The following is a 26,897-nucleotide window of genomic DNA, read 5'->3' as shown; positions in this document are numbered from 1 at the left end:
GTACTGCATTAGCCAACTTTGCTTATCATCATTCAGCTGCAGTTGACCCGGCGGCGTGCCGCCGGGCTTGACGCATCAGGACGATTTACGAACCCGCAGGTACCACTCGCAGAGCAGGCGAACCTGTTTGCGGGTGTAGCCTTTTTCCATCATGCGGTCGACAAAGTCGTCGTGTTTTTTCTGCTCATCGGTTGATGTTTTGGCATTAAACGAAATGACCGGCAACAGCTCCTCGGTATTAGAGAACATTTTCTTCTCGATAACCGTGCGCAGTTTCTCGTAGCTGGTCCAGTTCGGATTACGTCCGCTGTTGTTGGCTCTGGCGCGCAGCACAAAGTTGACGATTTCGTTACGGAAGTCTTTCGGGTTGCTGATCCCGGCCGGCTTCTCAATTTTCTCCAGCTCAGCATTCAACGACTCACGGTCAAACAGCTGACCGGTGTCCGGATCGCGATACTCCTGATCCTGGATCCAGAAGTCGGCGTAGGTGACATAGCGATCGAAAATGTTCTGCCCGTACTCGGAGTAGGATTCCAGATAAGCGGTCTGGATCTCTTTGCCGATAAACTCGGCGTATTTCGGGATCAGATAGCCTTTGAGGAACTCCAGGTAGCGCTCGGCGTTCTCCTGCGGGAACTGTTCGCGCTCAATCTGCTGCTCCAGGACATAGAACAGATGCACCGGGTTGGCGGCCACCTCGACATGGTCGAAGTTAAACACCCGTGACAGGATCTTAAAGGCAAAACGGGTGGAGAGCCCGTTCATCCCTTCATCCACCCCGGCGTAATCGCGATACTCCTGATAGGATTTCGCTTTCGGGTCGGTATCTTTCAGGCTTTCGCCATCATAGACCCGCATTTTCGAGTAGATGCTTGAGTTTTCCGGCTCTTTCAGGCGCGACAGAATCGAGAAGCGCGCCAACGTTTCCAGGGTGCCCGGGGCGCACGGCGCGTGGGTCAGCTCGCTGCTGTTGAGCAATTTTTCATAGATGCGGATCTCTTCGGAGATACGCAGGCAATAAGGCACCTTGACGATATAGACGCGGTCGAGGAAGGCCTCATTGTTCTTGTTATTACGGAAGGTCACCCATTCCGATTCGTTGGAGTGGGCGAGGATTATCCCGTTAAACGGCAGGGCAGAGATCCCTTCGGTCCCGTTGTAGTTCCCTTCCTGGGTGGCGGTCAGCAGCGGATGTAGCACCTTAATCGGCGCTTTAAACATCTCGACGAATTCCATAATCCCCTGGTTGGCACGGCACAACGCACCGGAGTAGCCATAAGCGTCCGGGTCGTTTTGCGCATAGTGTTCCAGTTTACGGATATCCACTTTACCCACCAGCGCCGAAATATCCTGGTTGTTTTCATCACCGGGTTCGGTTTTGGCGATGGCGACCTGCTCAAGAATCGATGGCCAGACTTTGACCACGCGGAATTTAGTAATATCGCCGCCAAACTCGTGCAGGCGCTTGGCCGCCCACGGCGACATGATGGTGCCGAGGTAGCGGGTGGGCACGCCATACTCTTTCTGAAGGATCTGGGCATCCTCCTGCGGATTAAACAGGCACAGCGGGTGATCGTTGACCGGGCTACGCTCGCCGTTGGCGCTCAGCACATAGATGGGCACGCGCTGCATCAACGCTTTCAGCCGTTCAGCCAGCGACGATTTACCACCGCCCACCGGCCCCAGCAGATAGAGGATCTGTTTCTTCTCTTCCAGCCCCTGGGCGGCATGCTTGAGATAGGAAACGATCTGCTCAATGGCGTCTTCCATACCGTAAAACTCTTCAAAGGCCGGATAGCGTGCGATGACCCGGTTTGAAAAGAGACGGGATAGCCGCGGCTCGAGAGCCGTATCAACCATGACGGGTTCACCAATGGCCATCAACAGACGTTCTGCCGCATTGGCATAGGCACTGCGATCTTGCCGGCAGATGGTAAGAAACTCCTGCAGTGTGAACTCTTCGTCCTTGGCAGCTTCATAGCGCTGGCGATAGTGATCGAATATATTCATGGCATGCCGTCCTTTCGTTTTTTAGCACAGGTTGAGAGCCGTTCATATGAGTAGTGGGGGCCCCCGGAAGACATAAGCTGAACGTCGCTCTCCAGATATCCAGCAACCCTTATGCCAGGTTGCGGGTGGAGTAGCGTGAATGTGCCCTGCAATTACACCTTCTAAATTTAAGCGTAGATGCATTTAGAAATCTTGCATGCCGCAGAAAATCAATTTCAATGACATATCAATAACTCATCCTGAAAATGACGCTTTTTGACACGCCAGGACGCGAAGCTGTCACCGGGCTGTCACCTCATGGTAAGAGAAGGGTGGGAAAGTGAACGATTTGTGTCATGTCGGGTAAAGAATTTGAGGCATGAGGTCTACGACGGTAAACTGCACGGGCTGATAATTTGACAACGGGAATATGGATTGTGACTAAAATCAAACTTCTGGCACTCGGCGTGCTGATTGCGACGTCCGCCAGCGCGGCGCATGCCGACGGGAAGTTCACTCTTGGGGCTGGCGTAGGCATCGTCGAACATCCGTATAAGCAATATGATGCGGATGTCTACCCGGTGCCGGTCATTAGTTATGAGAGCGATAACTTCTGGTTCCACGGTCTGGGCGGGGGCTACTACCTGTGGAACGACACCAACGATAAGCTGTCAATAACGGCCTACTGGTCGCCGATGTACTTCAAGCCGGGCGACAGCGACAGCGCGCAAATGCGTCAACTGGATAAACGTAAATCGACCGTGATGGCCGGTCTGTCTTATGTCCACAACACGCCCTATGGTTTCCTGCGCACGACGATTGCAGGCGATACGCTGGATAACAGTAATGGTATCAACTGGGATCTCGCCTGGCTGTACCGCTACACCAATGGTAACCTGACGCTGACGCCGGGCATTGGCGTGGAGTGGAACAGCGACAATCAGAACGAATACTACTATGGTGTCTCGCAGCATGAGTCCCGTCGCAGCGGCATGCGCAGCTACGATCCGGACAGCAGCTGGAACCCGTATCTGGAGCTGTCGGCTAACTATCGCTTCCTCGGCGACTGGAGCGTATACGGCATTGCACGCTATACCCGTCTGTCGGATGAAATTACCGACAGCCCGATGGTGGACAAATCCTGGAGCGGCCTGATCTCAACCGGGATTACCTACACCTTCTGATTGCGCATCATTACAGTGCGCTTTATGCATCAAAACAGGGCTTCACGCCCTGTTTTGCTTTATGGTGGTGCAGAAAGCTAAAGAGGAGGAGACGGTGAAAAAAACAGTACGCTTTGGCGAGCAGGCGGCGGTTCCGGCCATCGGGCTGGGCACGTGGTATATGGGCGAAAACAGCGCCCAGCGTCCGCAGGAAGTGGCTGCACTGCGCGCGGGCATCGACCACGGACTGACGGTGATCGATACGGCGGAAATGTATGCCGACGGTGGGGCGGAAGAGGTCGTCGGGCAGGCGATCCGCGGCCTGCGCGATCGCGTGGTGCTGGTGTCCAAAGTCTATCCCTGGCACGCCGGCGGAACGGCGATGCGCCGCGCCTGTGAAAACAGCCTGCGCCGGCTGCAGACCGACTATCTCGATATGTATCTCCTGCACTGGCGCGGGGATATCCCGCTGCAGGAGACGGTCGAGGCGATGGAGAGGCTGGTGGCCGAGGGCAAGATCCGCCGCTGGGGCGTCTCTAATCTGGACACCGACGATATGCAGGCGCTGTGGCGGACGGCGGGTGGCGAACGCTGCGCGACCAACCAGGTGCTCTATCATCTCGCATCGCGGGGCATTGAATACGATCTCCTGCCCTGGTGCCAGCAGCACACTCTGCCGGTGATGGCCTACTGCCCGCTGGCGCAGGCGGGGCGCTTACGCGATGGACTTTTTCAGCATACCGATATCATTAATATGGCTAACGCGCGGGGGGTGACAGTCGCGCAGCTGCTGCTCGCCTGGGTGATTCGTCATCCGGGAGTGCTGGCGATCCCGAAAGCGGCCAGTATTGAGCATGTGGTGCAGAATGCTGCCGCGCTCGATATCGTCCTCAGTGCGGAAGAGCTCGCGCAGCTGGATCGCCTCTATCCACCACCGCAGCGAAAAACCCGGCTGGATATGGTTTAATCAGCACCTCAGCCAGCGGAGAAAAAAGCCCCGTCGGGAACGGGGCTTTTTGCTGTTAGCGTTTTTTCAGGCTGATGGTCTGCGCCAGGCGAGAGGGGGTCTCTTCGCTGGCTTTCTGCGGCTGGGTCACGCAACAGGTTTCGACGCAAACGAAGGTTTTGTAACCATCGTCCGGCATGTCGCCCATGCTGACGGACAGCGCCGGGCCCGGGTTCCAGGCCACCACGTTGTGCTGATGATGATGCACGACGTCGATAGTGCGGTTAAGCGCATCGTCATGGATCACGCTGCAGCTGTCAGCGTTAAGGTAGACGCGGTCGGTGCGGTCCGGGAAGGTCTGCACGCCGTTGCTCAGGACGCCTTCTTCGGCATTCTTCACTTTATCGATATAGCGCTCGCCAAGACCACTCACTTTCACCGCTGCGATATCGCCGACGTTGAAGTAGGTATGCAGGGCAGAGGTGGTCTCGAATTCACCGTGGGCTTCCAGCTCGATTTCGCAGGTTTTGCCCAGCTTAAAGCGGGCATAGAGGGTGAATTCGTGCGGCCAGAGCTTCATGGTTTCGGCGCTGTGCTGGAGCGCAAAGGTCAACATGACGCCGCTGTCGTCTTCGTCATGACCTTCCAGGGTCCATGGCAGATTGCGGGCAAAGCCGTGCGACGGCAGACCCTGCTGCGCGGAAGGGCCAAACCAGGGCCAGCAAATCGGCACGCCGCCGCGCAGGGCGACGCCCTGTTTAAATGGGGTGTTGTTGCTCAGCCACAAGACTTCTTCTTCACCGGCGGGTTTCCAGGAGAGCAGGTGCGCTCCCTGCAGCGCCACAGAGGCTTTCACCTGCGGATGGTCGATGACAATCAGCTCCAGGTCGTCCAGCTGGCGACGGGAGATCACGGGAGAAATGGTTTCATTCACCGGGAGAGCAAAAATTTTATTTATCATTGTGCAATCCTATCTCTGCAGACAAAAAAAGAGCGACCGAAGTCGCTCTTACAGATTACTTTTTCATCTCAACTTATTTGGAGATGTGAGCAATCAGGTCCAGAACTTTGTTGGAGTAGCCAGTTTCGTTGTCGTACCAGGAAACCAGTTTCACGAAGTTGTCGTTCAGTGCGATACCTGCTTTAGCATCGAACACGGAAGTGCAAACTTCGCCGTTGAAGTCGGTAGAAACAACGTCGTCTTCGGTGTAACCCAGAACGCCTTTCATTGCGCCTTCAGAAGCGGCTTTGATGGCTTTCTTGATTTCTTCGTAGGACGCTGCTTTTTCCAGACGAACGGTCAGGTCAACAACGGATACGTTCGGAGTCGGAACGCGGAACGCCATACCGGTCAGTTTGCCGTTCAGTTCTGGCAGTACTTTACCTACTGCTTTAGCAGCACCGGTAGAGGACGGGATGATGTTCTGCGCTGCGCCGCGGCCGCCGCGCCAGTCTTTGTGAGACGGGCCATCAACGGTTTTCTGAGTCGCGGTGGTCGCGTGGACGGTGGTCATCAGGCCTTCAACGATACCGAAGTTGTCGTTGATAACTTTAGCCAGCGGTGCCAGGCAGTTGGTGGTGCAGGAAGCGTTGGAAACGATGTCCTGGCCAGCGTAAGTTTCGAAGTTAGCGCCGCGAACGAACATCGGGGTGTTGTCTTTGGACGGGCCAGTCAGAACGACTTTTTTCGCGCCAGCGGTGATGTGTTTACGAGCGGTTTCGTCGGTCAGGAAGATACCGGTTGCTTCAGCAACAACGTCAACACCAACTTCGTCCCACTTCAGGTTAGCCGGGTCACGTTCAGCGGTAACACGGATTTTTTTACCGTTAACGACCAGATGACCGTCTTTCACTTCAACGGTACCGTCGAAACGACCGTGAGTGGAGTCATACTTCAGCATGTAAGCCATGTACTCTGCGTCTAACAGGTCGTTGATTGCAACGATCTCGATGTCAGAACGTTTCTGAGCAGCACGGAAAACAATGCGACCGATACGGCCAAAACCGTTGATACCTACTTTGATAGTCATATATTCCACCAGCTATTTGTTAGTGAATAAAAGGTTGCCTGTAAAATTACAAAAACCTTACGCAGCGTCAAGCGGAATCGTGTCAATCATTGCGACAAATCAATCCTGAGCACACCTTGCGCGATTGATTTGCCTCACTCTCCCTTTGAGCCCAATTCCATATGGGGGCTGCGCGCGGAATTTTAAAGGGCGTTTAAGATAAAAACGTGATTTAAGTCACAATTATCTGGCTGCCTGTTGGCACCGCATAAGTTTAGAACAAAAGTGCACGCTTCATTGTTAATGTTTTGTTAGAATTGGAGCGAAAGTTGTCCATTGCAAAGCGAGATGTAAGCCTATGGCGAATAAACCCTCCCCGGAAGAGCTGAAAAACGGCTTAAGCGAAATGCAGTTTTACGTGACGCAGCATCACGGCACCGAACCGCCTTTCACCGGACGGCTGCTGCACAACAAGAAAAATGGCCTGTATCACTGCCTGGTGTGCGATGCGCCGCTGTTTAACTCCCAAACCAAATACGACTCCGGTTGCGGCTGGCCGAGCTTCTATGAGCCGGTGAGCGATGAGGCCATTCGCTATCTGACCGACAATTCGCACGGCATGCAGCGCATTGAAATCCGTTGTGGAAATTGTGACGCCCATCTCGGCCACGTGTTTCCGGATGGCCCACAGCCGACCGGCGAGCGCTATTGTGTGAATTCGGCGTCGCTGAGCTTCACTGATGAGCAGAATGGCGAGCAGATTAAGGGTTGAAGAAACGATTCAGCAAATTATTCCAAGCGGAGTGGAGCGGAAGATGGATATTGAGCAAATTATCGACAGTATGACGCCGGAAGTTTACCAGCGTCTGGCGACGGCGGTGGAGCTGGGAAAATGGCCGGATGGCGTGGCGCTGACGCCGGAGCAAAAGGAAAATAGCCTGCAGCTGGTGATGCTGTGGCAGGCCCGGTATAACACCGACGCCCAGCACATGACCATCGACACCCGCGGGCAGATGGTGATGAAGAGTAAACAGCAGCTGAAGGAAGATTTCGGCATCGTGCCAAAGCCGATCGCCACCGTTAAGCTGCAATAAAGCGCCAGCCGGCGGCGCGTGGTTCCGGCGTCGGGGTCACCCCGCGCCGGACAGCATCAGCGTGAACGACCGCGCGCAGCGGCCAGATCGGCATGCTTACTTTTTGTTCATCATCGCTTTCAGATCGGCAAACGGGTTGTAGGTGGCCTCACCGACGCTCTTTTGCGCATCTTCGCCCGCCACCACCGTGGAGCCATACTGATCGGCTTCGGTGTACTTGGAATGTTCGTGATCGTGACAATACAGGCACAACATCTCCCAGTTACTCCCATCTTCCGGGTTATTGGAGTGGTCGTGATCGATGTGGTGCACCGTCAGCTCGCGCAGATTGGAGTAGACAAACTCCCGTGAGCAGCGTCCGCACACCCAGGGAAAAAGCTTGAGCGCCTTTTCGCGGTAACCCACTTCCAGACGCGCGTAATTTTTGGGGATATAGGCCATGGCCCCCTGCCTCCTGTCAAACGGTTAAGCTGCGCCAGCGCGTGGCGCAGCGGATAACTGGCATCATAACCTATCCCGGGCTGCGCGATATACCTGCATTGCAGGCGATGCTGTCTGCGTCACGCAGCCCGAGGGGGAGGGTCGCGACTAGTGTTTGATCCCCAGCGATTCCGCCAGCTGACGGGCCAGCTGATTCTGGTCATCGGCGCCATATTCCCAGAACATGGCCCCGGCGAGGCCCTTCGCCTTGATATAGTCCGCCTTAATGGCCACCGATCGCGGGTTCTCATAGGACAGGGCGAACAGCGGCTTGCCCTCCGCGGACTGCACTGACAGCCACGGAACCTTCGCTTCATCGTCCCAGTGCTCGGTAAAACGTTTTTGCGGATCGTTGAGCAGTTTGCCCACGATATCGTTGTATTTTACGTAGGTGTCTTTGCTCAGGTCATAACCCAGCGAGGCAAACAGCGCGACCTCCTGTGGCCCAAAATAGGGCTGGGTGACCGGATTGTTTTGCGCATCCGCTTTCGTCCAGTCAATCCCCGGTTCAACTGCCCGTTTCGGTACCCGGCCATAAAAACCAATCCCGAGGTTCATCTGGCTGGGTTTAAGCCCGGCGGCCAGGTAATTGTTGACCACAAAATCGGCGCTGTATTTATCCGCCGCAGCGACCGTTGGCCAGTGGCGGGAGTCATACAGGTTCGAGTTGAAGTACTGCGTGCCGTAGGCCATGTCGTAGGTCATCAGGTTGATGTAGTCGAGCGATGGCGCAATCGCTTTAACGTCCACCCAACTTTTCGGACTTTCTGCGTTAGCCCCCACGGCAATAGTGACCAGTTTCCTGGTACCAAACGCTGCGCGCAGCTCTTTTAACAGCGCGGTAAAGTTATCGCGATCGGCCGGTTGACTGGCAACCAGCCCCCAGGCGCCGTTGACCGGAAACTCCCAGTCGAGGTCAATCCCATCCAGACCATATTTTTCAACAATTTCCTGCGCAGACTGAATAAACACCTTACGGGTTTCTTTGCTTGCCGCCGCGCCGGAGAAACCGCGCGCCCCCCAGCCGCCGACCGACAGCAGGACCTTGAGGTCCGGGTTCTGTTTACGCAGGGCCGGGAGCTTTTGCAGATCCGCCTGCACCTTCGGCGACAGCCAGATCTCGTGCAGATGAGCGGGATCCTTCAGGGCCGCATTAGTCTCGTCTTTTTCATCGTTATAGATAAGACCAAACGAGTAGTTGAGATGGGTGATCTGCCGGACGTCCAGCTTATCGATATCGCCGCCGGGCCCGGCAGTGACGTCGCCGCCGCCGTTAAAATAGCCGACGGACATCAGAGGTTGGGCAGAGAGCGCGGAAGCGCAAAGCAAGGGCAAGGCTGCCAGCAAGGGCAAACGTTTCATAGTGGTTCCTCTTTGACATAAAAAATAACCACGCCACGGAAATGGCGTGGCGAAAAAACAGCCTTGCCAGACTACCAGCAATAACCTGTTGAAACTGCGAGAGAGTTCAATTTATGGACGATAGCGAGGCGGCAGAAGAAGACCCGGCGCGAGGGCGCCGGGGGGAGGGATCAGGCCTGAGATTCCCGCCAGTCATCGAGGGTATACAGCGTGGCGCCCGCGGCGGCCATCTCCATAAACGCCTGGCTGCTGTCCTGCGGCTGCAGGTTAACGCCGCGACAGCCGTCGATGATGACATTGACCATATAGCCCAGCGCGAGGGCATCCAGCACGGTGAATTTGACGCAGTAATCGGTGGCGAGGCCGAGCACGGTCAGTTCCACGATGCCCTGGCCGCGCAGCCAGCCGTCCAGTTCAGTTTTCTGCCGGTGACCGTTGTCAAAAAAAGCGCTGTAGCTGTCAATGACCCGGTTTTGCCCCTTATGGAACACGGCGTTGATCGCCTGCTGTTTGAGCAGCGGATGCAGCGCCGCGCCTTCGCTGTGCTGTACGCAGTGATCCGGCCAGAAGGTCTGCGCCAGGCCGTCGAGTTCGCCCTGGGTGTAGGGTTCCACCTGGTGCTGGCTGGCGAAGCTGCCGTGATCCGCCGGGTGCCAGTCCTGGCTGGCGACGATGGGCTCGCCGCGCGCCAGGCTCCAGTCGATAAGCGCATTAGCCACCTCGACGGTACTATCGCCTTCAGGAACCGCCAGCGCGCCGCCGGCGCAAAAGTCGTTCTGCAAATCAACCAGTAACAGCGCTCGATGTGCCATACGTCCTCCTTAAGCCTCGTCGGGGGTGAGTTCGCCACGCAGATTTTGCTGCATCGCCGCGCGAATGGCGTCAACATCCAGCTGCTGGCTAAGCAGATAGTGTAGCTTGGTCAGCGTCGCTTCCACCGTCATATCGAAACCACTGATGACCCCCGCCTGGGCGAGGGCGTTGCCGGTGGCATAGCCGCCCATGTTCACTTTCCCGGACATGCACTGCGTCAGATTGACCACCACAATACCGCGCTGGCTGGCTTCCGCCAGCACCTGAATAAACTCGCCATTCTGTGGGGCATTGCCGACGCCATAGGAGCGGAGGATCAGCGCTTTCACCGGCTGGCGCAGGAAATTGCGTACCACGTCGGCGGAGATGCCGGGGTAAATCGTCACCACGCCAATCGGCTGCGGGGTGATGGGGTGCACGATAAGCTCTCCGCGGCCCTGCGGCGCCGGCGGGGTACCGAGGCGGCGGATATGGATCCCGGCCTCCAGCAGCGGCGCAAGGTTTGGCGAGGCGAAGGCGTCGAAGCCGTCGGCGTGGGCTTTAGTGGTGCGGTTGCCGCGAAACAGTCGATTGTTGAAGAACAGCGCCACTTCGTTAATCGGATAGTTGGCGGCAACGTAGAGAGCGTTGAGCAGGTTAATCTGACCATCAGAACGCAGCTCGGCCAGTGGGATTTGTGACCCTGTCACAATGACCGGCTTGCCAAGGTTTTCCAGCATGAACGACAGCGCCGAAGCGGTAAACGCCATGGTGTCGGTACCATGGAGGATCACAAAGCCATCATACTCATCGTAATGGCTGCGGATATCGTCGGCGATGTGCTGCCAGTCCTCGGGGGTCATATCGGATGAATCCATCAGCGGATGGTATTCATGGATCGTGAAGTCCGGCATCTCCGGACGATGGAACTCAGGCATCAGCGCCAGCTGACGCTGCAGATGGCCGGAAACGGGGACATAGCCGTGTTCAGAGCGCTGCATACCGATGGTCCCACCGGTGTAGGCAACGTAAATCGATTTTTTTTGCATAGCATCGCTTAGGTTGGTCGTAGACAGGCGCAGTATAAAGAGACGCAGGAAAAAATACAGTGTCGGTCGCTGGCTTTGTGGCGGTGTTGGCAGGAGAGGGAAAAAGGCTGCCCCGGGAGACGGGGCAGCCGCTGCGTACTAACGGATGTTGGCGCAGGTCAGGCAGAAGGCATAGCGGTTCTGCGGGTCGTTAAACGCCGCCAGCTTGTCGCTCTCCGCTTTCACCGTCTCGGCCGCCGCGGCGACCGGTGCAGGCAGCCAGGCCTGAATGGCCGCCGGCAGCGAGGCGCGTACCGAGCCGGTCAGGCTATCCAGCACCATCGAGAAGAAGGTCGGCTCTTCCTGATAGTAGTTGAGGTGCCAGGTTTTCAGCTTCGCCAGCTCGGCGGCTTTAGCCACCGCATCGTCGAAGTCGCCGAGGCTGTCGACCAGGCCGTTGGCTTTGGCATCTTCCCCGGTCCAGACGTGTCCCTGGGCAATCTGGTCGATTTTCTCCGGCGTGCTCTTACGGGCGTTAGCCACCAGGGTGATAAAGCGCTGATAGCCATTCTCAATGCTCAACTGCATCAGCTGCTGCACTTCCGGCGGCAGCGCTTTGGTGCTGGAGACATCCGCCAGCGGCGACGTGGCGACGCCGTCGGTATGGACGCCAATCGACCCGAGGGTATTTTCCACGGTGTTGATTACGCCAAAGATGCCGATGGATCCGGTGAGGGTGCTCGGGTTCGCGACGATGTAATCCGCTGGGGTGGAGATCCAGTAGCCGCCAGATGCAGCCATGCCGCCCATCGAGACCACTACCGGTTTACCGGCGGCTTTGGCTGCCGCCAGCTCTTCACGGATAATTTCTGAGGCGGTCACGCTACCGCCCGGGCTGTTAACGCGCAGAACGATGGCCTTAATTTTCGGGTCGAGGCGCGCATCGCGAATTTGCGCCGCCGTGGTATCGCCACCAACGTTGCCCGGGGTCTCCTCGCCATCCATGATGGCGCCGTTGGCAAAGATCACCGCAATGGCGGAACCTTCGTCAGACGGTGTCTTCACGTTGTAGTCGTAATAGCTGATCGCCCGGTAATTGTTATCCGTTTTGCTCCAGCCAAACTGTTTGGTCAGCGCCTTTTCCACTTCCGTGGAGGTCGCCAGCTCATCCACCAGCTTATTGTCCAGCGCATATTTCGCCGTATCGCCGCCCACTTTACGCAGGCCATCGATAATGCCCTGGGCGCCCGGGAAGAGCTGCTGGGCGGTGATCTGGCGGTTGGCGGCAATGGTGTTGAGGTAGTTCTGCCACAGTTCGCCAATCCAGCGGCTGTCCGCTTCGCGGGCGGCAGGGGACATATCATCGCGAATGAAAGGCTCGACGGCGGATTTATAGGTGCCGACGCGGAAGACATGGGTGGAGACCTTCAGCTTATCCAGCAGCGATTTGTAGTACAGCCCATTAGTGGCGAAGCCGTGCAGGTCAACCTCGCCCTGCGGTGAGAGCCAGATTTTGTTGGCAAAGCTCGCCAGGTAGTACTGGCCCTGGCTGTAGCTACTGCCGACGGCATAGACCGGTTTGCCGCTGTCGCGGAACTCACGCAGCGCTTTACCGATGTACTGCATGGACGGCTGATCGCCGCCAACGAAGTTTTTCAGATCCAGCACAATACCGGTGATATTGCGGTCATCTTTCGCCTGGCGAATGGTCTGCACGATATCGAACAGAGAGTTCTCCTGCAGACGGTCCGAGCTGGCGCCAAACAGCTGGCGGCCAATTACGCCGAGCTTGCTGCTGGCGGAAGGTTTATCCACCACCACGCCGGTAATATCCAGCAACAGCGCGCCGCGCGCGGCATGTTCGCTGGTAGTGGTGCTGAACTGGCTCCAGATACCGATACACACCAGCACCAGCACCAGGAAGATCGCATTCAGAGCCAGTTTGCGAATAAAGTTGAGTATCCGCCACGTCCATTTAAAAAAGCTGGCAATCAGTCGCCAAAGGGTTCGCATGTCTTCTCCCTAACGTTATCTAAAAAGGGCAGGCCGCTGGGGCCGCCGCGTCTGGCTATCCTAAAGAGTGAGCCGTCGGTTGTCAGCAGGAATCACCGACCACGCTGTAACAAAATCCTTGTGCATGTTAATTTTATGAAAAATGACATCACAGGAGTTATACAGATGGATGCTCTCGATCTACTGCTTAATCGCCGGAGCGCTTCTCGCCTGGCGGAACCTGCCCCGGCTGGCGAACAGCTGGAAAACATTCTGCGCGCCGGGCTGCGCGCCCCGGATCATGGCACCCTGCAGCCGTGGCGCTTTTTTATTATCGCCGATGACGGCCGCGAGCGCTTCAGCCAGCTGCTGGAAAAAGGGGCCACAGAGGCCGGCCAGGATGAGAAGGGAATAGAGAAAGCCCGCAATGCGCCGTTCCGCGCGCCGCTGATCATTACCGTAGTCGCGCGCTGTGAAGACCACCCGAAGGTGCCGCGCTGGGAGCAGGAGATGTCCGCTGGCTGTGCGGTGATGGCGATGCAGATGGCGGCCCTGGCCCAGGGATTCAATGGCATCTGGCGCAGCGGAGCATTGACCGAGAGCCCGGTGGTGCGGGCCGGCTTCGCGTGCCGCGAGCAGGATAAAATTGTCGGCTTCCTCTATCTGGGGACGCCGCAGCTAAAAGCCTCAACCACCATTGCCCTGCCGGATACCGCGCCGTTTGTGACGCGCTTCTGAGTCGGTGCTTGTGATGCCGGGTGGCGGCTGGCGCCTTACCCGGCCAACGCATCCGGCTCTGACTGTCTGTAGGCCCGCGCAAGCGCAGCGCCGCCGGGCAAGGACAGCGGGCACGGAGCCGATTTTGTGCCGGGTGGCGGCTCGCGCCTGACCCGGCCTACGTTCGTGCGACCTGTCGTTAATTTATTCACTTTTCTTGCTGAAACTGCCGGTGCTGACGGCCTCAAAATCGCTGAGACGTTCCCGGCAGGCCGGGGCAGCCCGCATGGATGCGGGCTGAGGGCCGTGTTTTGCAGGGACGCTGCCTCGGCCCGACCCGAAGCCTGCAGGGATAAGTCGAAGGGACCGCGCAGCGGCAATTTTGCTGGCCGGAGCCCGGGGGTACAGGGGGCGGCGGCGACTGGCCGCCCCCTGTGCGCTCCCGGCGCCATGAGTGACATAACGCAGACGATTAACCGGGAGCGCAAACTACGCTGAAGCCACAGATAACATAAACAACCACACTGCAGTGCTTCCCCTCACCCTGGCCCTCTCCCGGAGGGAGAGGGAACCGTCCGGCTGGCCGCGCAAGCGCAGCGCCGCCGGGCGATGGCAGCAGGCTTGGAGCCGCATCTATGCCGGGTGGCGGCGTACGCCTGACCCGGCCTACAACCCCTACCATTCGAATCAATCGCGGTTTTTGTAGCCCGGACAAGGCGCGCCAGGCGCCGCATCCGGGAGTTCAACGGCGATGACGTTACTTCTGCGTTTTGGCGAATTCGTCTTTGGCTTTCTGCAACTGCTGCTGGAAGGCCGGGTTGGTGTGCAGCGTAGCGACCACTGCGGAGCCGACGATGCGCGCCGCATCGACATCGCTCTGCCAGTGATAGCCGCAGATCACCCGGCTCTCGCCGAGCTCATAGCCGCGCTTCAAAATTTCATTTTGCCGCTGCGGGTTGATCTCCGCCAGCACCAGGGCGGTGGCCCAGCCGATAGAGGTATGCCCGGACGGGTAAGAGCCGTTTTTCGACAGCTTGTCCTGCTCGGTGGTGTTGCAGGTGGAGACGCCATAGAACGCAAACGGGCGAATGCGCATGTATTTCTCTTTCGCGCCGCGGGTCGCCAGATCGCCGGCGTCTTCAATCATATTGGTCAGCAGTTTGTGGAGCTGAGGCGCGTCTTTCTCGGTGATTGGGGAACCAAAGGCGCTGGAGAAGGCATTGGCCACGCCGCCCGCGCTGAGGTTAGCATCCTCTGCCGCCAGCTTCCCGCGCTCGGTATTGCGCAGCAGACGCCCCTGCTCATACATCGCCTGATCGTTTAAGAACGCGATACTGCCCACCGCCGGCGGCGGCGGCAACAGCGCCAGGCTGTCGATGGCCTGGGCATTGGTCAGATAGTAGAGATCGGGCTTGGTGGTGACATCGTTCCCGGGGGGAACCAGAGCAAAGGCGTTAGCGGAGAAGAAACTGGCCAGGCAAAGAGCAAGAACACGCTTTTTCATTAGAATTTCCTTACGTCATAATCATTCCAGAGAAGACAGTCCTGTGTTGTCACATTTCTGTCATCTTTAAGTAAAAGTGAAAATGGTCGGGAAAAAATTGCCGTGTCTCGCAAAAACGGCTTTTTGTCTGCTTAATGAGCAACCATACGCGATTTCAGACTGTCGTACTTACCACCCTGGCGTTTGGGCGCTAACATAGCGGGATTGCAATGACAGGAGATGTCCATGAGCGAGCAAGCCATTCGTTTAACGCAATACAGCCACGGAGCCGGTTGTGGTTGTAAAATTTCCCCGAAGGTGCTGGAAACCATCCTGCATAGCGAGCAGGCGAAGTTTGTCGATCCGAACCTGCTTGTCGGCAACGAAACCAGCGACGATGCCGCCGTCTACGATCTTGGTAACGGCACGTCAATCGTTAGCACCACCGATTTCTTTATGCCGATCGTCGATAATCCGTTCGACTTTGGCCGTATCGCCGCCACCAACGCCATCAGCGATATTTTCGCCATGGGCGGGAAACCGATTATGGCGATTGCCATCCTTGGCTGGCCGATCAACACCCTGGCGCCGGAAATTGCCCGTGAAGTGGTGGAGGGCGGGCGCTTTGCCTGCCAGCAGGCCGGGATCGCGCTGGCGGGCGGCCATTCCATTGACGCTCCGGAGCCGATCTTCGGTCTGGCGGTCACCGGCGTGGTGCCCACCGAGCGCATCAAGAAAAACAGCACTGCGCAGGCGGGCTGCAAACTGTATCTCACCAAACCGCTGGGGATCGGTGTGCTGACCACCGCGGAGAAAAAATCGCTGCTCAAGCCAGAGCATCAGGGACTGGCGACGGAGACCATGTGCCAGATGAACCTCGCCGGCGCCGCGTTTGCCGCCATCGACGGAGTGAAGGCGATGACCGACGTCACCGGCTTTGGCCTGCTCGGCCACCTCAGCGAGGTGTGCCGCGGGGCCGGCGTGCAGGCGCAGCTGCGCTATGCCGATATCCCGAAACTGCCGGGGGTGGAAGGCTATATTGCCGCCGGCGCGGTGCCGGGCGGCACCGGGCGCAACTTTGCCAGCTACGGCCATCTGATGGGCGAGATGCCGGCGGAGTGGCGGGACCTGCTGTGCGATCCGCAGACCTCCGGCGGCCTGCTGCTGGCGGTGACTCCGGAAGCGGAAGCCGAAGTCCAGGCCGCTGCGGCGGAGTTCGGCATTAAGCTGGCCGCCATCGGCGAGCTGGTCACCGCCCGCGGCGGACGACCCATGATCGAGATCCGTTGATTCGATGCGGTTGTTTATTGCGGAAAAACCGAGTCTCGGTCGGGCTATCGCCGATGTGTTGCCTAAACCGCACCGCAAAGGCGATGGCTATATTGAGTGCGGCAACGGGCAGGTGGTCACCTGGTGTATCGGCCATCTGCTGGAGCAGGCGCAGCCGGACGTCTATGACAGCCGCTATGCCCGCTGGAATCTCACCGACCTGCCGATTGTGCCGGAGAAATGGCAGCTACAACCCAAACCCTCGGTCACCAAACAGCTCAATGTGATCAAGCGTCTGCTTGGCGAGGCGCAGGAAGTGATCCATGCCGGCGACCCCGACCGTGAGGGGCAGCTGCTGGTGGACGAAGTACTCGATTACCTGCAGCTGGCGCCGGAGAAGCGTCAGCAGGTGCAGCGCTGTCTGATTAACGATCTCAACCCGCAGGCGGTGGAGCGGGCGATCAATCGCCTGCGCGCCAACAGCGAGTTCGTGCCGCTCTGCGTGTCGGCGCTGGCGCGGGCGCGTGCCGACTGGCTGTACGGCATCAATATGACCCGCGCCTATACTCTGCTGGGGCGTAACGCCGGCTATCAGGGGGTACTGTCCGTGGGGCGGGTGCAGACCCCGGTACTTGGCCTGGTGGTTCGCCGTGATGAAGAGATTGAAAACTTCGTCGCCAAAGACTTCTTCGACGTGAAGGCGCATATCGTCACGCCGCAGGAGGAACGTTTTGTCGCCACCTGGGTGCCAAGCGAAGCCTGCGAACCTTATCAGGATGAAGAAGGGCGTCTGCTGCATCGTCCACTGGCTGAGCACGTGGTTAAGCGCATCGAAGGCCAGCCGGCGCTGGTGACCGGCTATAACGATAAGCGCGATTCCGAACCCGCGCCGCTGCCATTCTCGCTGTCGGCGCTACAGATTGAGGCGGCCAAACGTTTCGGCTTCAGCGCGCAAAACGTGCTGGATATCTGCCAGAAGCTGTACGAAACCCACAAGCTCATTACCTACCCGCGTTCGGATAGCCGCTACCTGCCGGAAGAGCACTTCGCCGGCCGTCATGCGGTGCTGAATGCGATTGCCGTCCATGCGGCGGACCTGCTGCCGCAGCCGGTGATGGATCCGGAGATCCGCAACCGCTGCTGGGATGATAAAAAGGTCGATGCGCACCATGCGATTATCCCGACCGCCCGCAGCAGCCAGGTCAAGCTCACCGATAACGAAGCGAAGGTCTACCACCTGATCGCCCGGCAGTATCTGATGCAGTTCTGCCCGGACGCGGTGTTCCGCAAATGCCAGATTGACCTCGAGATCGCCAACGGCAAGTTTGTCGCCAAGGCGCGTTTTCTGGCAGAGGCTGGCTGGCGGACGCTGCTGGGCAGCAAAGAGCGCGATGAAGAGAACGACGGCACGCCGCTGCCGGTGGTGGCCAAAGACGATGAACTGCTGTGCGAGAAGGGCGAAGTGGTGGAGCGTCAGACGCAGCCGCCGCGCCACTTCACCGACGCCACGCTGCTGTCGGCGATGACCGGGATTGCCCGTTTCGTGCAGGATAAAGATCTGAAGAAGATCCTCCGCGCCACCGACGGTCTCGGCACAGAAGCGACCCGTGCCGGGATTATCGAGCTGCTGTTCAAGCGCGGTTTCCTGACCAAAAAGGGGCGTTATATCCACTCCTCGGACGCTGGCCGGGCGCTGATTCACTCCCTGCCGGAGATGGCCGCGCGTCCGGATATGACCGCCCACTGGGAATCGGTCCTGACGCAGATCAGCGAAAAGCAGTGCCGCTATCAGGACTTTATGCAGCCGCTGGTGGGGACGCTGTTCCAGCTGATCGATCAGGCGCGGAGCACGCCAGTGCGCCAGTTCCGCGGCCTGGCCGCGCCAGCCGGGGCGAAAAAATCCTTCACTAAAGGTAAAGGCAAGCCGAAAGGGAAAAAAGCGGCAGACGATGCTGCGCCGCCGCCGCAGTAACCCGCCGGTGGTCGCGAGGATGCGAATCCCCGCGGCCACCGCTTCTCCGCCAGCCAGGTCAATGGTCTACACTAAACAGCCGGGCAGGGCTTGACGACTTCCCCCCTGAATGCGTCTTCGCGCTTGCCGATAATGTTGCTCATTTCTCTCACCGGCGATAAGGAGGACCCGTGAAATATATCGCTATTAGCCAACCGGGCGGCCCGGAGGTATTGCAGATCCGCGAAGGAGAAATCCCTGCTATTGGGGAGAATGAGGTGCTCATTGAGGTGAAGGCCGCCGGCGTCAACCGGCCGGATATCCTGCAGCGCCAGGGGCTGTACCCTATGCCCAAGGGCGTCACCCCCGTACCTGGCCTGGAGGTGGCGGGCGTTGTGGTTGAGGTCGGCGCGCAGGTCACAGCGTTTACGCCCGGCGATCGCGTTTGTGCGCTCACCAACGGCGGCGGCTATGCCGAATACTGCGCCGTGCCGGCAGGCCAGACGCTGCCGATCCCGGCGGGCCTCAGCTTTAGCGAAGCGGCCGCCATTCCGGAAACGTTCTTCACCGTCTGGGCGAATGTCTTCCAGCTGGGTAAGCTGCAGCCTGGCGAAAGCATCCTGATCCACGGCGGCGCCAGCGGGATTGGCACCACCGCGGTCCTGCTGTGCCACGCGCTGGGGATGACCGTCTATGCCACCGTTGGCCAGGACGAAAAAATCGCTGCCCTACGTCCCTATGCTACGGCGATTAACTACAAAACCGATGATTTTGCGGAAAAAATCGGCCAGTTGACCCACGATGAAGGCGTGGATGTCATTCTGGATATCGTTGGCGGCCCTTACTTTAACCGCAACCTTGGGATACTGAAAAAGGATGGACGGCTGGTGATCATCGGCTTTATGGGCGGACGAATCGCTCATGAGGTTGATATTCAGACCCTGATGCTCAAGCGAGCCACCATCACCGGCTCAACCATGCGCGGCCGGACGGCGGCGGAGAAACAGGAGATTGCCGAGGCGCTGCGGCGCCACGTCTGGCCGCTGCTTGAGGCAGGGAAATGCAAGCCGATGATCTACGCCAGCTACCCGATGGCGGAGGTTGCCGAGGCCCATGCTTGTCTGGACAGTGGTCAGCATCTGGGGAAAGTGGTGATCACGATGACGTCGTGAGACGCATCCCGGCGGGCAGCCGCCGGGATGGAGTCAGGGGAAGTTAAATCACGCCCTGGGCCAGCATGGCATCCGCGACTTTCACGAAACCGGCGATATTCGCGCCGCGCACGTAGTTGGTCTGCTTCGCTTCGCCGCCGTACTGCACGCAAGCGTGGTGGATATCCAGCATGATGTGATGCAGACGGGCATCCACTTTTTCCGCTTTCCAGCCCATGCGCGCGGCGTTCTGCGCCATCTCCAGACCGGAAGTCGCCACGCCGCCGGCGTTGGCCGCTTTGCCCGGGGCAAACAGCACGTCAGCTTCCAGGAACAGGTCGGTTGCGGCGATGGTGGTCGGCATGTTGGCGCCTTCCGCCACGGCCTTCACGCCATTGGCAATCAGCTGGCGGGCGGCATCGACGTCCAGTTCGTTCTGGGTCGCGCAAGGCAGGGCGATATCCACCGGCACTGACCACGGCTGCTGGCCTTCAAGATAGGTGAGGCCAAATTCGCGGGCGTAGTCGGCCACGCGGCCATGGGCACGCTCTTTAATGTCGATCAGGCGGGCCAGTTTTTCTTTGGTGAAGCCCGCTTCGTCAACGACGGTGCCGTTGGAGTCGGAGGCGGTGACCACCCGCGCGCCAAGCTCCATCGCTTTCTCAATGGCGTATTGCGCGACGTTGCCGGAGCCGGAAACCGCCACGCGAGCGCCTTCGAAGCCGAGGCCATGACGTTTGAGCATCGCTTCGGTGAAGTAGATCAGACCGTAACCGGTGGCTTCCGGACGGATCAGGCTGCCGCCAAAGGAGAGGCCTTTACCAGTGAAGACGCAGGCGCTGTTGTTGGAGAGCTTGCGCATCATCCCGGCCATAAAGCCGACTTCGCGGCCGCCGACGCCGATATCGCCCGCCGGTACGTCGGTATCCGGGCCAAGGTGGCGATAGAGCTCGGTCATCAGCGCCTGGCAGAAGCGCATCACTTCGCCATCGCTCTTGCCTTTAGGATCGAAATCGCTGCCGCCTTTCCCGCCGCCCATCGGCAGGGTGGTCAGAGCGTTTTTGAAGGTCTGCTCGAAGCCAAGGAATTTGAGAATCGACAGGTTAACCGACGGGTGGAAACGCATCCCGCCTTTATACGGGCCGATGGCCGAGTTGAACTGCACGCGCCACGCGCGGTTGACCTGGACCTGATTGCGGTCATCCACCCACACCACGCGGAACTGGATCACGCGCTCCGGTTCCACCAGACGTTCCAGCAAAGCAAGCTGACGATAGCGCGGATTTTCCTCAAGGAAAGGCCACAGGGTGGTCATCACCTCCCGGACGGCTTGAGCAAATTCGGTTTGATGAGGATCGCGCTGTTGAACGCGGGTGAGAAAGCCTTCCAGAGTGCACGTCTGATCCATAGATATAAGTTCCCCTTATGGTTGTGGTTGCATGTATTTATTATGATTCGGTCCTTGAAAAAACCGATTTTCCGACTATAACACCGCTAATCCTTAGGCAAGCAAGGAAAAATTAAGCCGACAACAAAATTTATAATTGTCCGCCCGTCATAACTAAAAACGATGACTAGGCGGCGGGCGGATCAGCGGCCGGAAAGGGTCGGGCGCTGGGCGATAAAGGCATGCAGCAGAGGAATATCGGCCGGGGCGAGATCGAGGGTTAAGGCGTCGGCGGGCAGGCACCAGCGCAGCTGAGTGTGATAGTGGGCCAGCGGTATGCCCTGAAAGTGCGGCACCCACCAGGCGTGCAGATGGATCTGGCGGCCGGAGACTTCCCGCTGATGGCTGGCGATATAGCATGCCGGGTGGGCGATGATGCCCATCTCCTCCTGTAGCTCGCGGGCCAGCGCCTGCGGCTGGCTTTCACCAGGCTCCACTTTGCCGCCAGCGAACTCCCACATCCCCGGCTGGTCGGCGTGGGGCGGACGCTGCGCCAGCAGAATCTGGCCATCCTGTTCAATAATGGCTGCGACAACATCAATCATTTTTAGCATAAGCATCAAGGTGAATAAGACGAATCTGGCCTATTATCACCGCCATAGACCTTGACTGACAACCGCCAACCCTGCTGGAGACCTCCGTGCTTGATAGCCACCTGCATCCGCGCCTCAAACCCCTGCTTAATGCTGTCGCCGGCGCGCTTGACCGCCCGGGTATTTCACCGGACGGGCTGACGCTCCTCGGTTTTGCCATCGGCGTGCTGGCTCTGCCCTTTCTGGCGCTGGGGTGGTATAGCGCGGCGCTGGTCGCTATTCTCTTCAACCGCCTGCTGGATGGTCTGGACGGCGCTCTGGCGCGGCGGCGCGGGCTCACGGACGCGGGGGGCTTTCTCGATATCGCACTGGATTTTCTCTTCTACGCCCTGGTGCCGTTCGGCTTTATTCTGGCAGATCCGCTGAACAATGCCCTGGCGGGGGCCTGGCTGCTGTTTGCCTTTATCGGCACCGGCAGCAGCTTTCTCGCTTTTGCCGCACTGGCGGCCAGGCATCAGATCGCCAATCCCGGCTACGCCCATAAATCGCTGTACTATCTTGGGGGCCTGACGGAGGGGACGGAGACCATCCTGTTGTTTGTCCTCTGCTGCCTGTTTCCGGCGCATTTCGCCTGGCTGGCGTGGCTGTTTGGCGCGCTGTGCTGGCTGACGACGGCGACGCGCATCTGCAGTGGCTACCAGACCTTAAAGCGGGTGGTGTGAGCGGGAAAGCGCGCGTCGCTGGCTGGGGGCGACGCGCTGGTGGGGCGTGTTACTGACTGCTTTCCGGGCCGCGTTCGCCGCGGGCGACCGGATTGTGCGGGTTGCTGCTCCATTCGTACCAGCCGCCGTCGTACACCGCGACGTGCGGCCAGCCCATGGCGCGGGCATACATGAAGGTTTCCGAGGCCCGCCAGCCGGTCCCGCAATAGAACGCCACCTGCTGGCTCGGCAGAATGTTCCACTGGCGCCACAGGGTAGCGATATCGTCAGCGCTGCGCATGGTGCCGTCCGGGTTATGGAAGTCTTCCATGTGCGTGGAGTCGCTCCCGGCGTGGCCCCAGCGGGCGCCAGCGATGTCACCCTTCGGCTTGATATAGCTGTAGCCGCTGGTGGTGCCGATAAACTCCGGCCACGAGCGGACGCTGACCAGCGAGGCGTCCTGACGATGCAGCAGCCCGCGGGCTTGTTCGGTATCCAGCATCAGCTGCGGCTGGCCGGGGATCGGCGCGCCGAAGTCCTGCGCCGGCTGCTGCGCCGGCGGCATGCCGCGCTCGACCGGCAGCCCGGCGTCGGACCAGGTCTGCCAGCCGCCGTCAAGCAGGCGCACGTCTTTGACCCCGGCGTACAGCATGATCTGCGCCACCCGCGCTGCGGCGTAGACGTCGCGACCGTAGAGGATCACCGTGGTGTCATGCCGGATGCCGTGCTTCGCCAGCATCGCTTTCAGCTGTGCGTCGGACACTTTATTCCACAGCGGTTCGCTTTCCACCTCATTGGTATCGATATAGCCCGCGCCAGGGATATGGCTCAGCAGATAGAGTTTCGGCGCTCCCCAGGCGGCTTCGAACACTTTCCAGTCGCCGGTCGGGGCGGCGGCTACGCGTTTTCCCTGCTGCAGGTCGTGCAGCCACTGGGGGTAGACCAGCTGTTCAAAGTGCGGCAGCTTTTGCAGGCGGTCGGTCTGGCTCAGCGCATCGCTCAGGGTGCTGAGCCGGGTGAAGCCCGCTTGTTTCAGCCGCGCCGCGACGCTGGCATTATCTTCCGGGTTGCCGTACAGCGCGACGGGGGTATCTGGCTGGATCTGGTGCTGCTTAGCCCAGGCGCGGAGCTGATCGTCGCTCATGGCGCCGAGCCAGCGGGCGGAAAGATTCAGGGCCTGCGGCTCATGACCTTCGGGGCCGTTGGCGCGCTGAGGCCAGCCGTTGTAATAAGCGCTCAGGCGGGTGTCAATGGCCACGCCGTGCTGCTGTTGCAGGTGGGAGAGAGTGAGCGCTGGCATGGTTTCAGCGGCGCAGGTGGTGGAAGCAGCAAGCCCCATAAGCAGGGCGAGTGCGGTCAATTGAGAAACACGTTTCATCGAAATGCCCGACGGTAAAAAGTGGAGGGCGTATTCTCCGCTCGCCAGGCGCCGATTTCTTTGCGGTAACGCAGGTTTGCACGCTATTGCTCTTCATTGCCAGGTCTCCATCGCCAGGCAGCGTCCCGCCGGCGGACCGTCCTCGCGATCGTGGGTCACCAGGATCGCCGGAATGGCCTGGCGGGCCAGTTCCTCAAAAACCCAGCGGCGGAACGCGGCGCGCAGGGTGGCATCCAGACGGCTGAAGGGTTCATCGAGCAGCAGCGCCTCGGGGCGCGCCAGCAGGGCGCGCAGCAGGCTCACCCGCGCCCGCTGCCCGCCGGAGAGCGTGGCCGGGTCGCGTGGGGCGAAGCCATGCAGCCCGGCGCGGCTGAGCGCTTGCTCCACTGCGGCTTTTCGCGCCTCGCCGCGCACACTCTCCGGCAGCGCCAGCTGTAAATTTTGCCCGACGCTGAAATGGTCGAACAGTAACGGGTCCTGAAACAGGATGCCGATGCGTCGATGCTCCGTCGGCAGCGTATCGCAGCGACGTCCATTGAGCCACAGCTCGCCCTCGGCGCGGAAGTCGCCGGCCAGGGCGCCAATCATCCAGGCAAACAGCGTCGATTTTCCGCTACCGGAGGGGCCCATCAGCGTCAGCACTTCTCCAGGCGCCACCGAAAAGGCGACCTCCCGCAGCAGCGGCTGACGTTTCACGCTCAGGGTCAGATGGTTTACGGTTAGCACTAGCGAAGTCCTCGTCGATAGCGGCCCGCCAGCCAGGCGAGAAGGGCCGTCAGGGTAAAGCATACCGCCGGCAGCAGTAATTGCCACAGCGCCTGGGCGGCGAGCGTCTGCACCTCGCCGCCGCTGCTGAGCGCCACCGCCTGACTGGTGAGCGTCGGGATACGGCCTGCCCCCAGCCATAGCGTCGGCAGATACTGCGCGATGCTCACGGAAAAGCCCACCGCCAGCGCGGTCAGCAGCGGGCGGGTCAGCGAGGGCAGGGTCAGCAGCCAGAAAATACGCGTGGGCCCCCAGCCGAGCGTGCGGGCGATAATCGCCATCCGCGGGTCGCGCTGGCGCCAGGCCGGGCGCAAAATAAACAGCATCCATGGCACCACCCACAGCAGATGGCCCCACAGAACGGTCCACCATTCGCCGTCTAGCCAGGCGTACAGCGCCAGCCGGTACTGGCCAGCGGCCAGCGGCAGGGCCGGCAGGACCAGCGGCAGCCAGACCCAGCCATCTCCACGCGTCGGGCCGCAGGCCAGCCACAGCAGGCAGACAGCCGCGCCGAGGGCGCAGGCCGCCAGCGCCAGGCCAAGGCTGTTGCCGAGGGCATCCATCTGCGGTGGCGCCGAGCGCGCCAGCCCCGCCAGCAATAGCGTGCCCAGCAGACCGCTCAGCGGCAGCAGCGCCGCCAGCAGGCGGCCGGGCAGGGCATGAGGATGAGGGTGACGAATACCGCGCAGATTGGGCTGGTACTGGCGCTGTATCCGCCACCCTCCCCAGGCCACCAGCGCCAGCCCGCCGAGGATCGTCATCAGTAACAGGCTGGCCAGCGCCCCTTTGGCCTGCTGCAGGTCATCGCCCTGGCTTAACCACTGCCACGCCAGCACGGCGAGAGTGGGCGGATTGCCGGGCCCCAGCACCAGGGCGACATCGACCGCCGACAGACTCCAGGCGGTGGCGGCCAGCAGCACCATGCCGAGGGCGGGCAGCAGGGCGGGCAGCACCAGCCAGCGCAGGCACTGCCAGCGGCCGTAGCCGAGGCTCTTCAGCGCGGTCGCCTGGTCGGCGAGGCGTTTCTCCCCCAGCAGGCCATAGATCACCCACAGCACAAAGGCGCTCTCTTTCAGGGCCATCGTCAGGCCAAGCCCGATGCCATACCGGTCGACCGGCGGCGTCAGAAGCGGCAGCCACTGCCAGATCCAACCCCCTTCGGCGAACAGCAGCAGCGCCGCCGTCGCCAGGGCAAGATGGGGTACCGCCAGCAGCAGCGGCAGACGGGAAGCCAGTCGCCGCCAGCGGAGCGAGGGCCAGAGGGCAGCGACGACGGTCAGGGCGATCAGCAGCGCGCCGCCGACGGACAGCAGCGTCGAGACGAGCGTGGCGGCCAGCGCCTGGCCCAGCTGCGGGTCGGCGAACAGCGCCCGCCAGTGGGCCGGGGAGCGCGCAGCGCCCACCAGTTCCCCGGCGGCGGGGAGCAACGGCAGATAGATCGCCGCCATCGTCCCCCAGGCCAGCAGGATCAGTGGGTACCGTAGCGGCGCAGCCATTCCTGCTCCAGCGCGTCAACCCATGCCGCGTGCGGCTCGGCAAGCACCGGCGGTAGATCCTGCGGCACGGTAGCCGCCAGCGCCTGACGCTGGCCGTCAGGCAGACGCTGCGGGTCCAGTACGCTCGGATCGCCCCAGACGGCGGCATCGGCCTTGCGCAGCTGCGCTTCAGGCGAGAGCAGGAAATTGGCCACCACTTTGGCTCCAGCGACGGCGCGGGCGTTAGCCGGGATGGTAACGAAATGGACGTTGCCGAGGGTCCCCGCGGTGAAGCCGAAGCTGTAGCTGTCCGTCGGTAATTCGCCGCTGGCGGCTTTCTGCCGGGCGTGCAGCGGGTTAAACGTGAGTGATAAGCGGAGGGTGCCATTGTTGAGCATGGTATCCATCCGTGCCGGCGACGCCGGGAAATCCTTGCCCGCCCGCCACAGGGCCGGGTGCAGCGCATCGAGATAGCGCCACAGCGGGGCCGTGACCGCCGCGAAGGTCGCCGTCTGCGGCGGCTGGCGCAGGGCGGCCGGCTGGTCGGTGAGGGCGATCAGCAGTTGCTCCAGCAGGGCGGTGCCGGTGAAGTCCGGCGGCCGCGGGTAGGTCACGCTGCCGGGATGGGCCCTGGCGAAGGCCAGCAGCGCCTGCGGGCTGGTGGGTGGCTGCGGCGTTTGCCCGCGGCGGGCGATAAACGTCAGCTGGGCGCTGCCCCACGGCGACTCCGTACCGTCGGTGGCGACAGAAAAGTCCTCCCGAACCGGCTTTTGCAGATCGACAAAGCGCCAGTTGGGCAGTGATTCGGCCCAGCCGGTGAGCAGCAGGTTGGCCTGCTTAAGCGTGCGAAAGTTTTCGCCGTTGATCCACAGCAGATCCACCGACCCGCCCCGGCGACGGCCGGCCTGCGCCTCGCTCTGGATGCGTTTCACTGCGTCGGCGGCGTCGGCGATGGGGACAATATGCAGGTCGATCGCGTAGTGGCGTTTGACCTCCTCGCTGACCCACGCCAGATAGCGGTTGACGGCCGGGTCCCCGCCCCAGGCGTTAAACCAGACGGTCTGCCCGCGGGCTTCCGTTTGGATCTGCCGCCAGCTGTCGTTGGCATTAACCGCCAGCGGCCAGAGCAGCAGCAGGCACAGACAGAGGCTGAAATCACGCAAACGGCGCAT

At 60.2% G+C, this 26,897-nt stretch carries 24 protein-coding genes; 9 read left to right on the top strand and 15 right to left on the bottom strand.

Annotated features, from left to right (window positions below; all coding sequences use genetic code 11):
* Positions 1-75 precede the first annotated feature (75 nt).
* A complete protein-coding gene (yeaG, locus tag R0140_RS16840) occupies positions 76-2,010 on the bottom strand; it encodes a protein kinase YeaG (protein ID WP_008807632.1) in 1,935 nt (644 codons plus the stop codon).
* 416 nt (positions 2,011-2,426) lie between these two features.
* Between yeaG and R0140_RS16835 the strand changes: the two genes are divergently transcribed.
* Together R0140_RS16835 and R0140_RS16830 are read left to right on the top strand one after the other, a co-directional pair.
* The gene (locus tag R0140_RS16835) at positions 2,427-3,173 is read left to right on the top strand and encodes a MipA/OmpV family protein (RefSeq protein ID WP_008807631.1); all 747 of its coding nucleotides are present in this window, start codon (positions 2,427-2,429) and stop codon (positions 3,171-3,173) included.
* A 94-nt stretch (positions 3,174-3,267) separates the two neighbouring features.
* Positions 3,268-4,119, top strand: a complete 852-nt coding sequence (locus R0140_RS16830) for an aldo/keto reductase (protein ID WP_008807630.1) — start codon at positions 3,268-3,270, stop codon at positions 4,117-4,119.
* A 55-nt stretch (positions 4,120-4,174) separates the two neighbouring features.
* Here R0140_RS16830 and R0140_RS16825 read toward each other — a convergent pair whose 3' ends face one another.
* Together R0140_RS16825 and gapA are read right to left on the bottom strand one after the other, a co-directional pair.
* On the bottom strand, positions 4,175-5,059 hold the full coding sequence (locus R0140_RS16825; RefSeq protein WP_008807629.1) for a D-hexose-6-phosphate mutarotase: 885 nt from the start codon (positions 5,057-5,059) through the stop codon (positions 4,175-4,177).
* 73 nt (positions 5,060-5,132) lie between these two features.
* Positions 5,133-6,128 carry a glyceraldehyde-3-phosphate dehydrogenase gene (gene gapA / locus R0140_RS16820; RefSeq protein WP_008807628.1) on the bottom strand — a complete coding sequence of 332 codons (996 nt, stop codon included), beginning with the start codon at positions 6,126-6,128 and terminating at the stop codon, positions 5,133-5,135.
* Between the two features lie 337 nt (positions 6,129-6,465).
* Between gapA and msrB the strand changes: the two genes are divergently transcribed.
* Complete coding sequence (gene msrB, locus R0140_RS16815) at positions 6,466-6,879, top strand: peptide-methionine (R)-S-oxide reductase MsrB (protein ID WP_049152154.1); 414 nt, start codon at positions 6,466-6,468, stop codon at positions 6,877-6,879.
* Positions 6,880-6,922: 43 nt separating this feature from the next.
* Positions 6,923-7,201, top strand: coding sequence for a YeaC family protein (locus tag R0140_RS16810; protein ID WP_004203787.1), 279 nt, complete (start codon positions 6,923-6,925; stop codon positions 7,199-7,201).
* A 96-nt stretch (positions 7,202-7,297) separates the two neighbouring features.
* Here the strand turns inward: R0140_RS16810 and yajD are convergent, their stop codons facing one another.
* The 5 genes from yajD to sppA all read right to left on the bottom strand — a co-directional run bounded on the left by yajD (position 7,298) and on the right by sppA (position 12,876).
* The gene (gene yajD / locus R0140_RS16805; protein ID WP_002901254.1) at positions 7,298-7,642 is read right to left on the bottom strand and encodes an HNH nuclease YajD; all 345 of its coding nucleotides are present in this window, start codon (positions 7,640-7,642) and stop codon (positions 7,298-7,300) included.
* Positions 7,643-7,789: 147 nt separating this feature from the next.
* On the bottom strand, positions 7,790-9,043 hold the full coding sequence (locus R0140_RS16800) for a chitinase ChiD (RefSeq protein WP_049152159.1): 1,254 nt from the start codon (positions 9,041-9,043) through the stop codon (positions 7,790-7,792).
* Between the two features lie 170 nt (positions 9,044-9,213).
* Positions 9,214-9,855 carry a bifunctional nicotinamidase/pyrazinamidase gene (gene pncA / locus R0140_RS16795; protein WP_023297425.1) on the bottom strand — a complete coding sequence of 214 codons (642 nt, stop codon included), beginning with the start codon at positions 9,853-9,855 and terminating at the stop codon, positions 9,214-9,216.
* Between the two features lie 9 nt (positions 9,856-9,864).
* Positions 9,865-10,884, bottom strand: a complete 1,020-nt coding sequence (gene ansA / locus R0140_RS16790; protein WP_008807624.1) for an asparaginase — start codon at positions 10,882-10,884, stop codon at positions 9,865-9,867.
* Positions 10,885-11,022: 138 nt separating this feature from the next.
* On the bottom strand, positions 11,023-12,876 hold the full coding sequence (gene sppA / locus R0140_RS16785; RefSeq protein ID WP_008807623.1) for a signal peptide peptidase SppA: 1,854 nt from the start codon (positions 12,874-12,876) through the stop codon (positions 11,023-11,025).
* Positions 12,877-13,041: 165 nt separating this feature from the next.
* Between sppA and R0140_RS16780 the strand changes: the two genes are divergently transcribed.
* On the top strand, positions 13,042-13,593 hold the full coding sequence (locus R0140_RS16780) for an NAD(P)H nitroreductase (RefSeq protein WP_008807622.1): 552 nt from the start codon (positions 13,042-13,044) through the stop codon (positions 13,591-13,593).
* Positions 13,594-14,329: 736 nt separating this feature from the next.
* Here the strand turns inward: R0140_RS16780 and phoC are convergent.
* Positions 14,330-15,076 (bottom strand): acid phosphatase PhoC, encoded by a 747-nt coding sequence (gene phoC, locus R0140_RS16775; protein WP_032735326.1) that lies wholly within the window; start codon positions 15,074-15,076, stop codon positions 14,330-14,332.
* 225 nt (positions 15,077-15,301) lie between these two features.
* Between phoC and selD the strand changes: the two genes are divergently transcribed.
* From selD to R0140_RS16760, 3 genes are all read left to right on the top strand, one after another.
* Entirely contained in the window at positions 15,302-16,345 is a 1,044-nt protein-coding gene (selD, locus tag R0140_RS16770; protein ID WP_012542093.1) for a selenide, water dikinase SelD, read from the top strand.
* Positions 16,346-16,349: 4 nt separating this feature from the next.
* Positions 16,350-18,296 (top strand): DNA topoisomerase III, encoded by a 1,947-nt coding sequence (locus R0140_RS16765; protein WP_023297427.1) that lies wholly within the window; start codon positions 16,350-16,352, stop codon positions 18,294-18,296.
* Between the two features lie 170 nt (positions 18,297-18,466).
* Complete coding sequence (locus R0140_RS16760; RefSeq protein ID WP_012968472.1) at positions 18,467-19,447, top strand: NAD(P)H-quinone oxidoreductase; 981 nt, start codon at positions 18,467-18,469, stop codon at positions 19,445-19,447.
* A 43-nt stretch (positions 19,448-19,490) separates the two neighbouring features.
* On the opposite strand, the gene gdhA is transcribed toward R0140_RS16760, so the two are convergent.
* Both gdhA and R0140_RS16750 read right to left on the bottom strand, forming a co-directional pair.
* The gene (gene gdhA, locus R0140_RS16755) at positions 19,491-20,834 is read right to left on the bottom strand and encodes an NADP-specific glutamate dehydrogenase (RefSeq protein ID WP_008807617.1); all 1,344 of its coding nucleotides are present in this window, start codon (positions 20,832-20,834) and stop codon (positions 19,491-19,493) included.
* 182 nt (positions 20,835-21,016) lie between these two features.
* On the bottom strand, positions 21,017-21,427 hold the full coding sequence (locus R0140_RS16750) for a pyrimidine (deoxy)nucleoside triphosphate diphosphatase (protein ID WP_016160747.1): 411 nt from the start codon (positions 21,425-21,427) through the stop codon (positions 21,017-21,019).
* A gap of 86 nt (positions 21,428-21,513) precedes the next feature.
* Between R0140_RS16750 and R0140_RS16745 the strand changes: the two genes are divergently transcribed.
* Positions 21,514-22,128 (top strand): CDP-alcohol phosphatidyltransferase family protein, encoded by a 615-nt coding sequence (locus R0140_RS16745; protein WP_008807615.1) that lies wholly within the window; start codon positions 21,514-21,516, stop codon positions 22,126-22,128.
* A 49-nt stretch (positions 22,129-22,177) separates the two neighbouring features.
* Here R0140_RS16745 and R0140_RS16740 read toward each other — a convergent pair whose 3' ends face one another.
* The 4 genes from R0140_RS16740 to R0140_RS16725 form a co-directional block, all read right to left on the bottom strand.
* Positions 22,178-23,485: a sulfurtransferase gene (locus R0140_RS16740; protein WP_023297431.1), complete on the bottom strand. Its 1,308-nt coding sequence runs from the start codon at positions 23,483-23,485 to the stop codon at positions 22,178-22,180.
* 93 nt (positions 23,486-23,578) lie between these two features.
* Positions 23,579-24,211, bottom strand: coding sequence for an ATP-binding cassette domain-containing protein (locus R0140_RS16735; protein ID WP_023297432.1), 633 nt, complete (start codon positions 24,209-24,211; stop codon positions 23,579-23,581).
* Positions 24,211-25,746, bottom strand: coding sequence for an ABC transporter permease subunit (locus R0140_RS16730; RefSeq protein WP_012968468.1), 1,536 nt, complete (start codon positions 25,744-25,746; stop codon positions 24,211-24,213). Before R0140_RS16730 ends, R0140_RS16735 begins: the two co-directional genes overlap by 1 nt.
* Positions 25,719-26,897 carry an ABC transporter substrate-binding protein gene (locus R0140_RS16725; protein ID WP_016160752.1) on the bottom strand — a complete coding sequence of 393 codons (1,179 nt, stop codon included), beginning with the start codon at positions 26,895-26,897 and terminating at the stop codon, positions 25,719-25,721. The genes R0140_RS16730 and R0140_RS16725 overlap by 28 nt, the downstream gene beginning before the upstream one ends.

The sequence above is a fragment of the Klebsiella sp. w6 genome (genome assembly GCF_033100215.1).
Taxonomy (GTDB): domain Bacteria; phylum Pseudomonadota; class Gammaproteobacteria; order Enterobacterales; family Enterobacteriaceae; genus Klebsiella; species Klebsiella variicola.
This window is presented reverse-complemented; position numbering and strand designations above follow the sequence as displayed.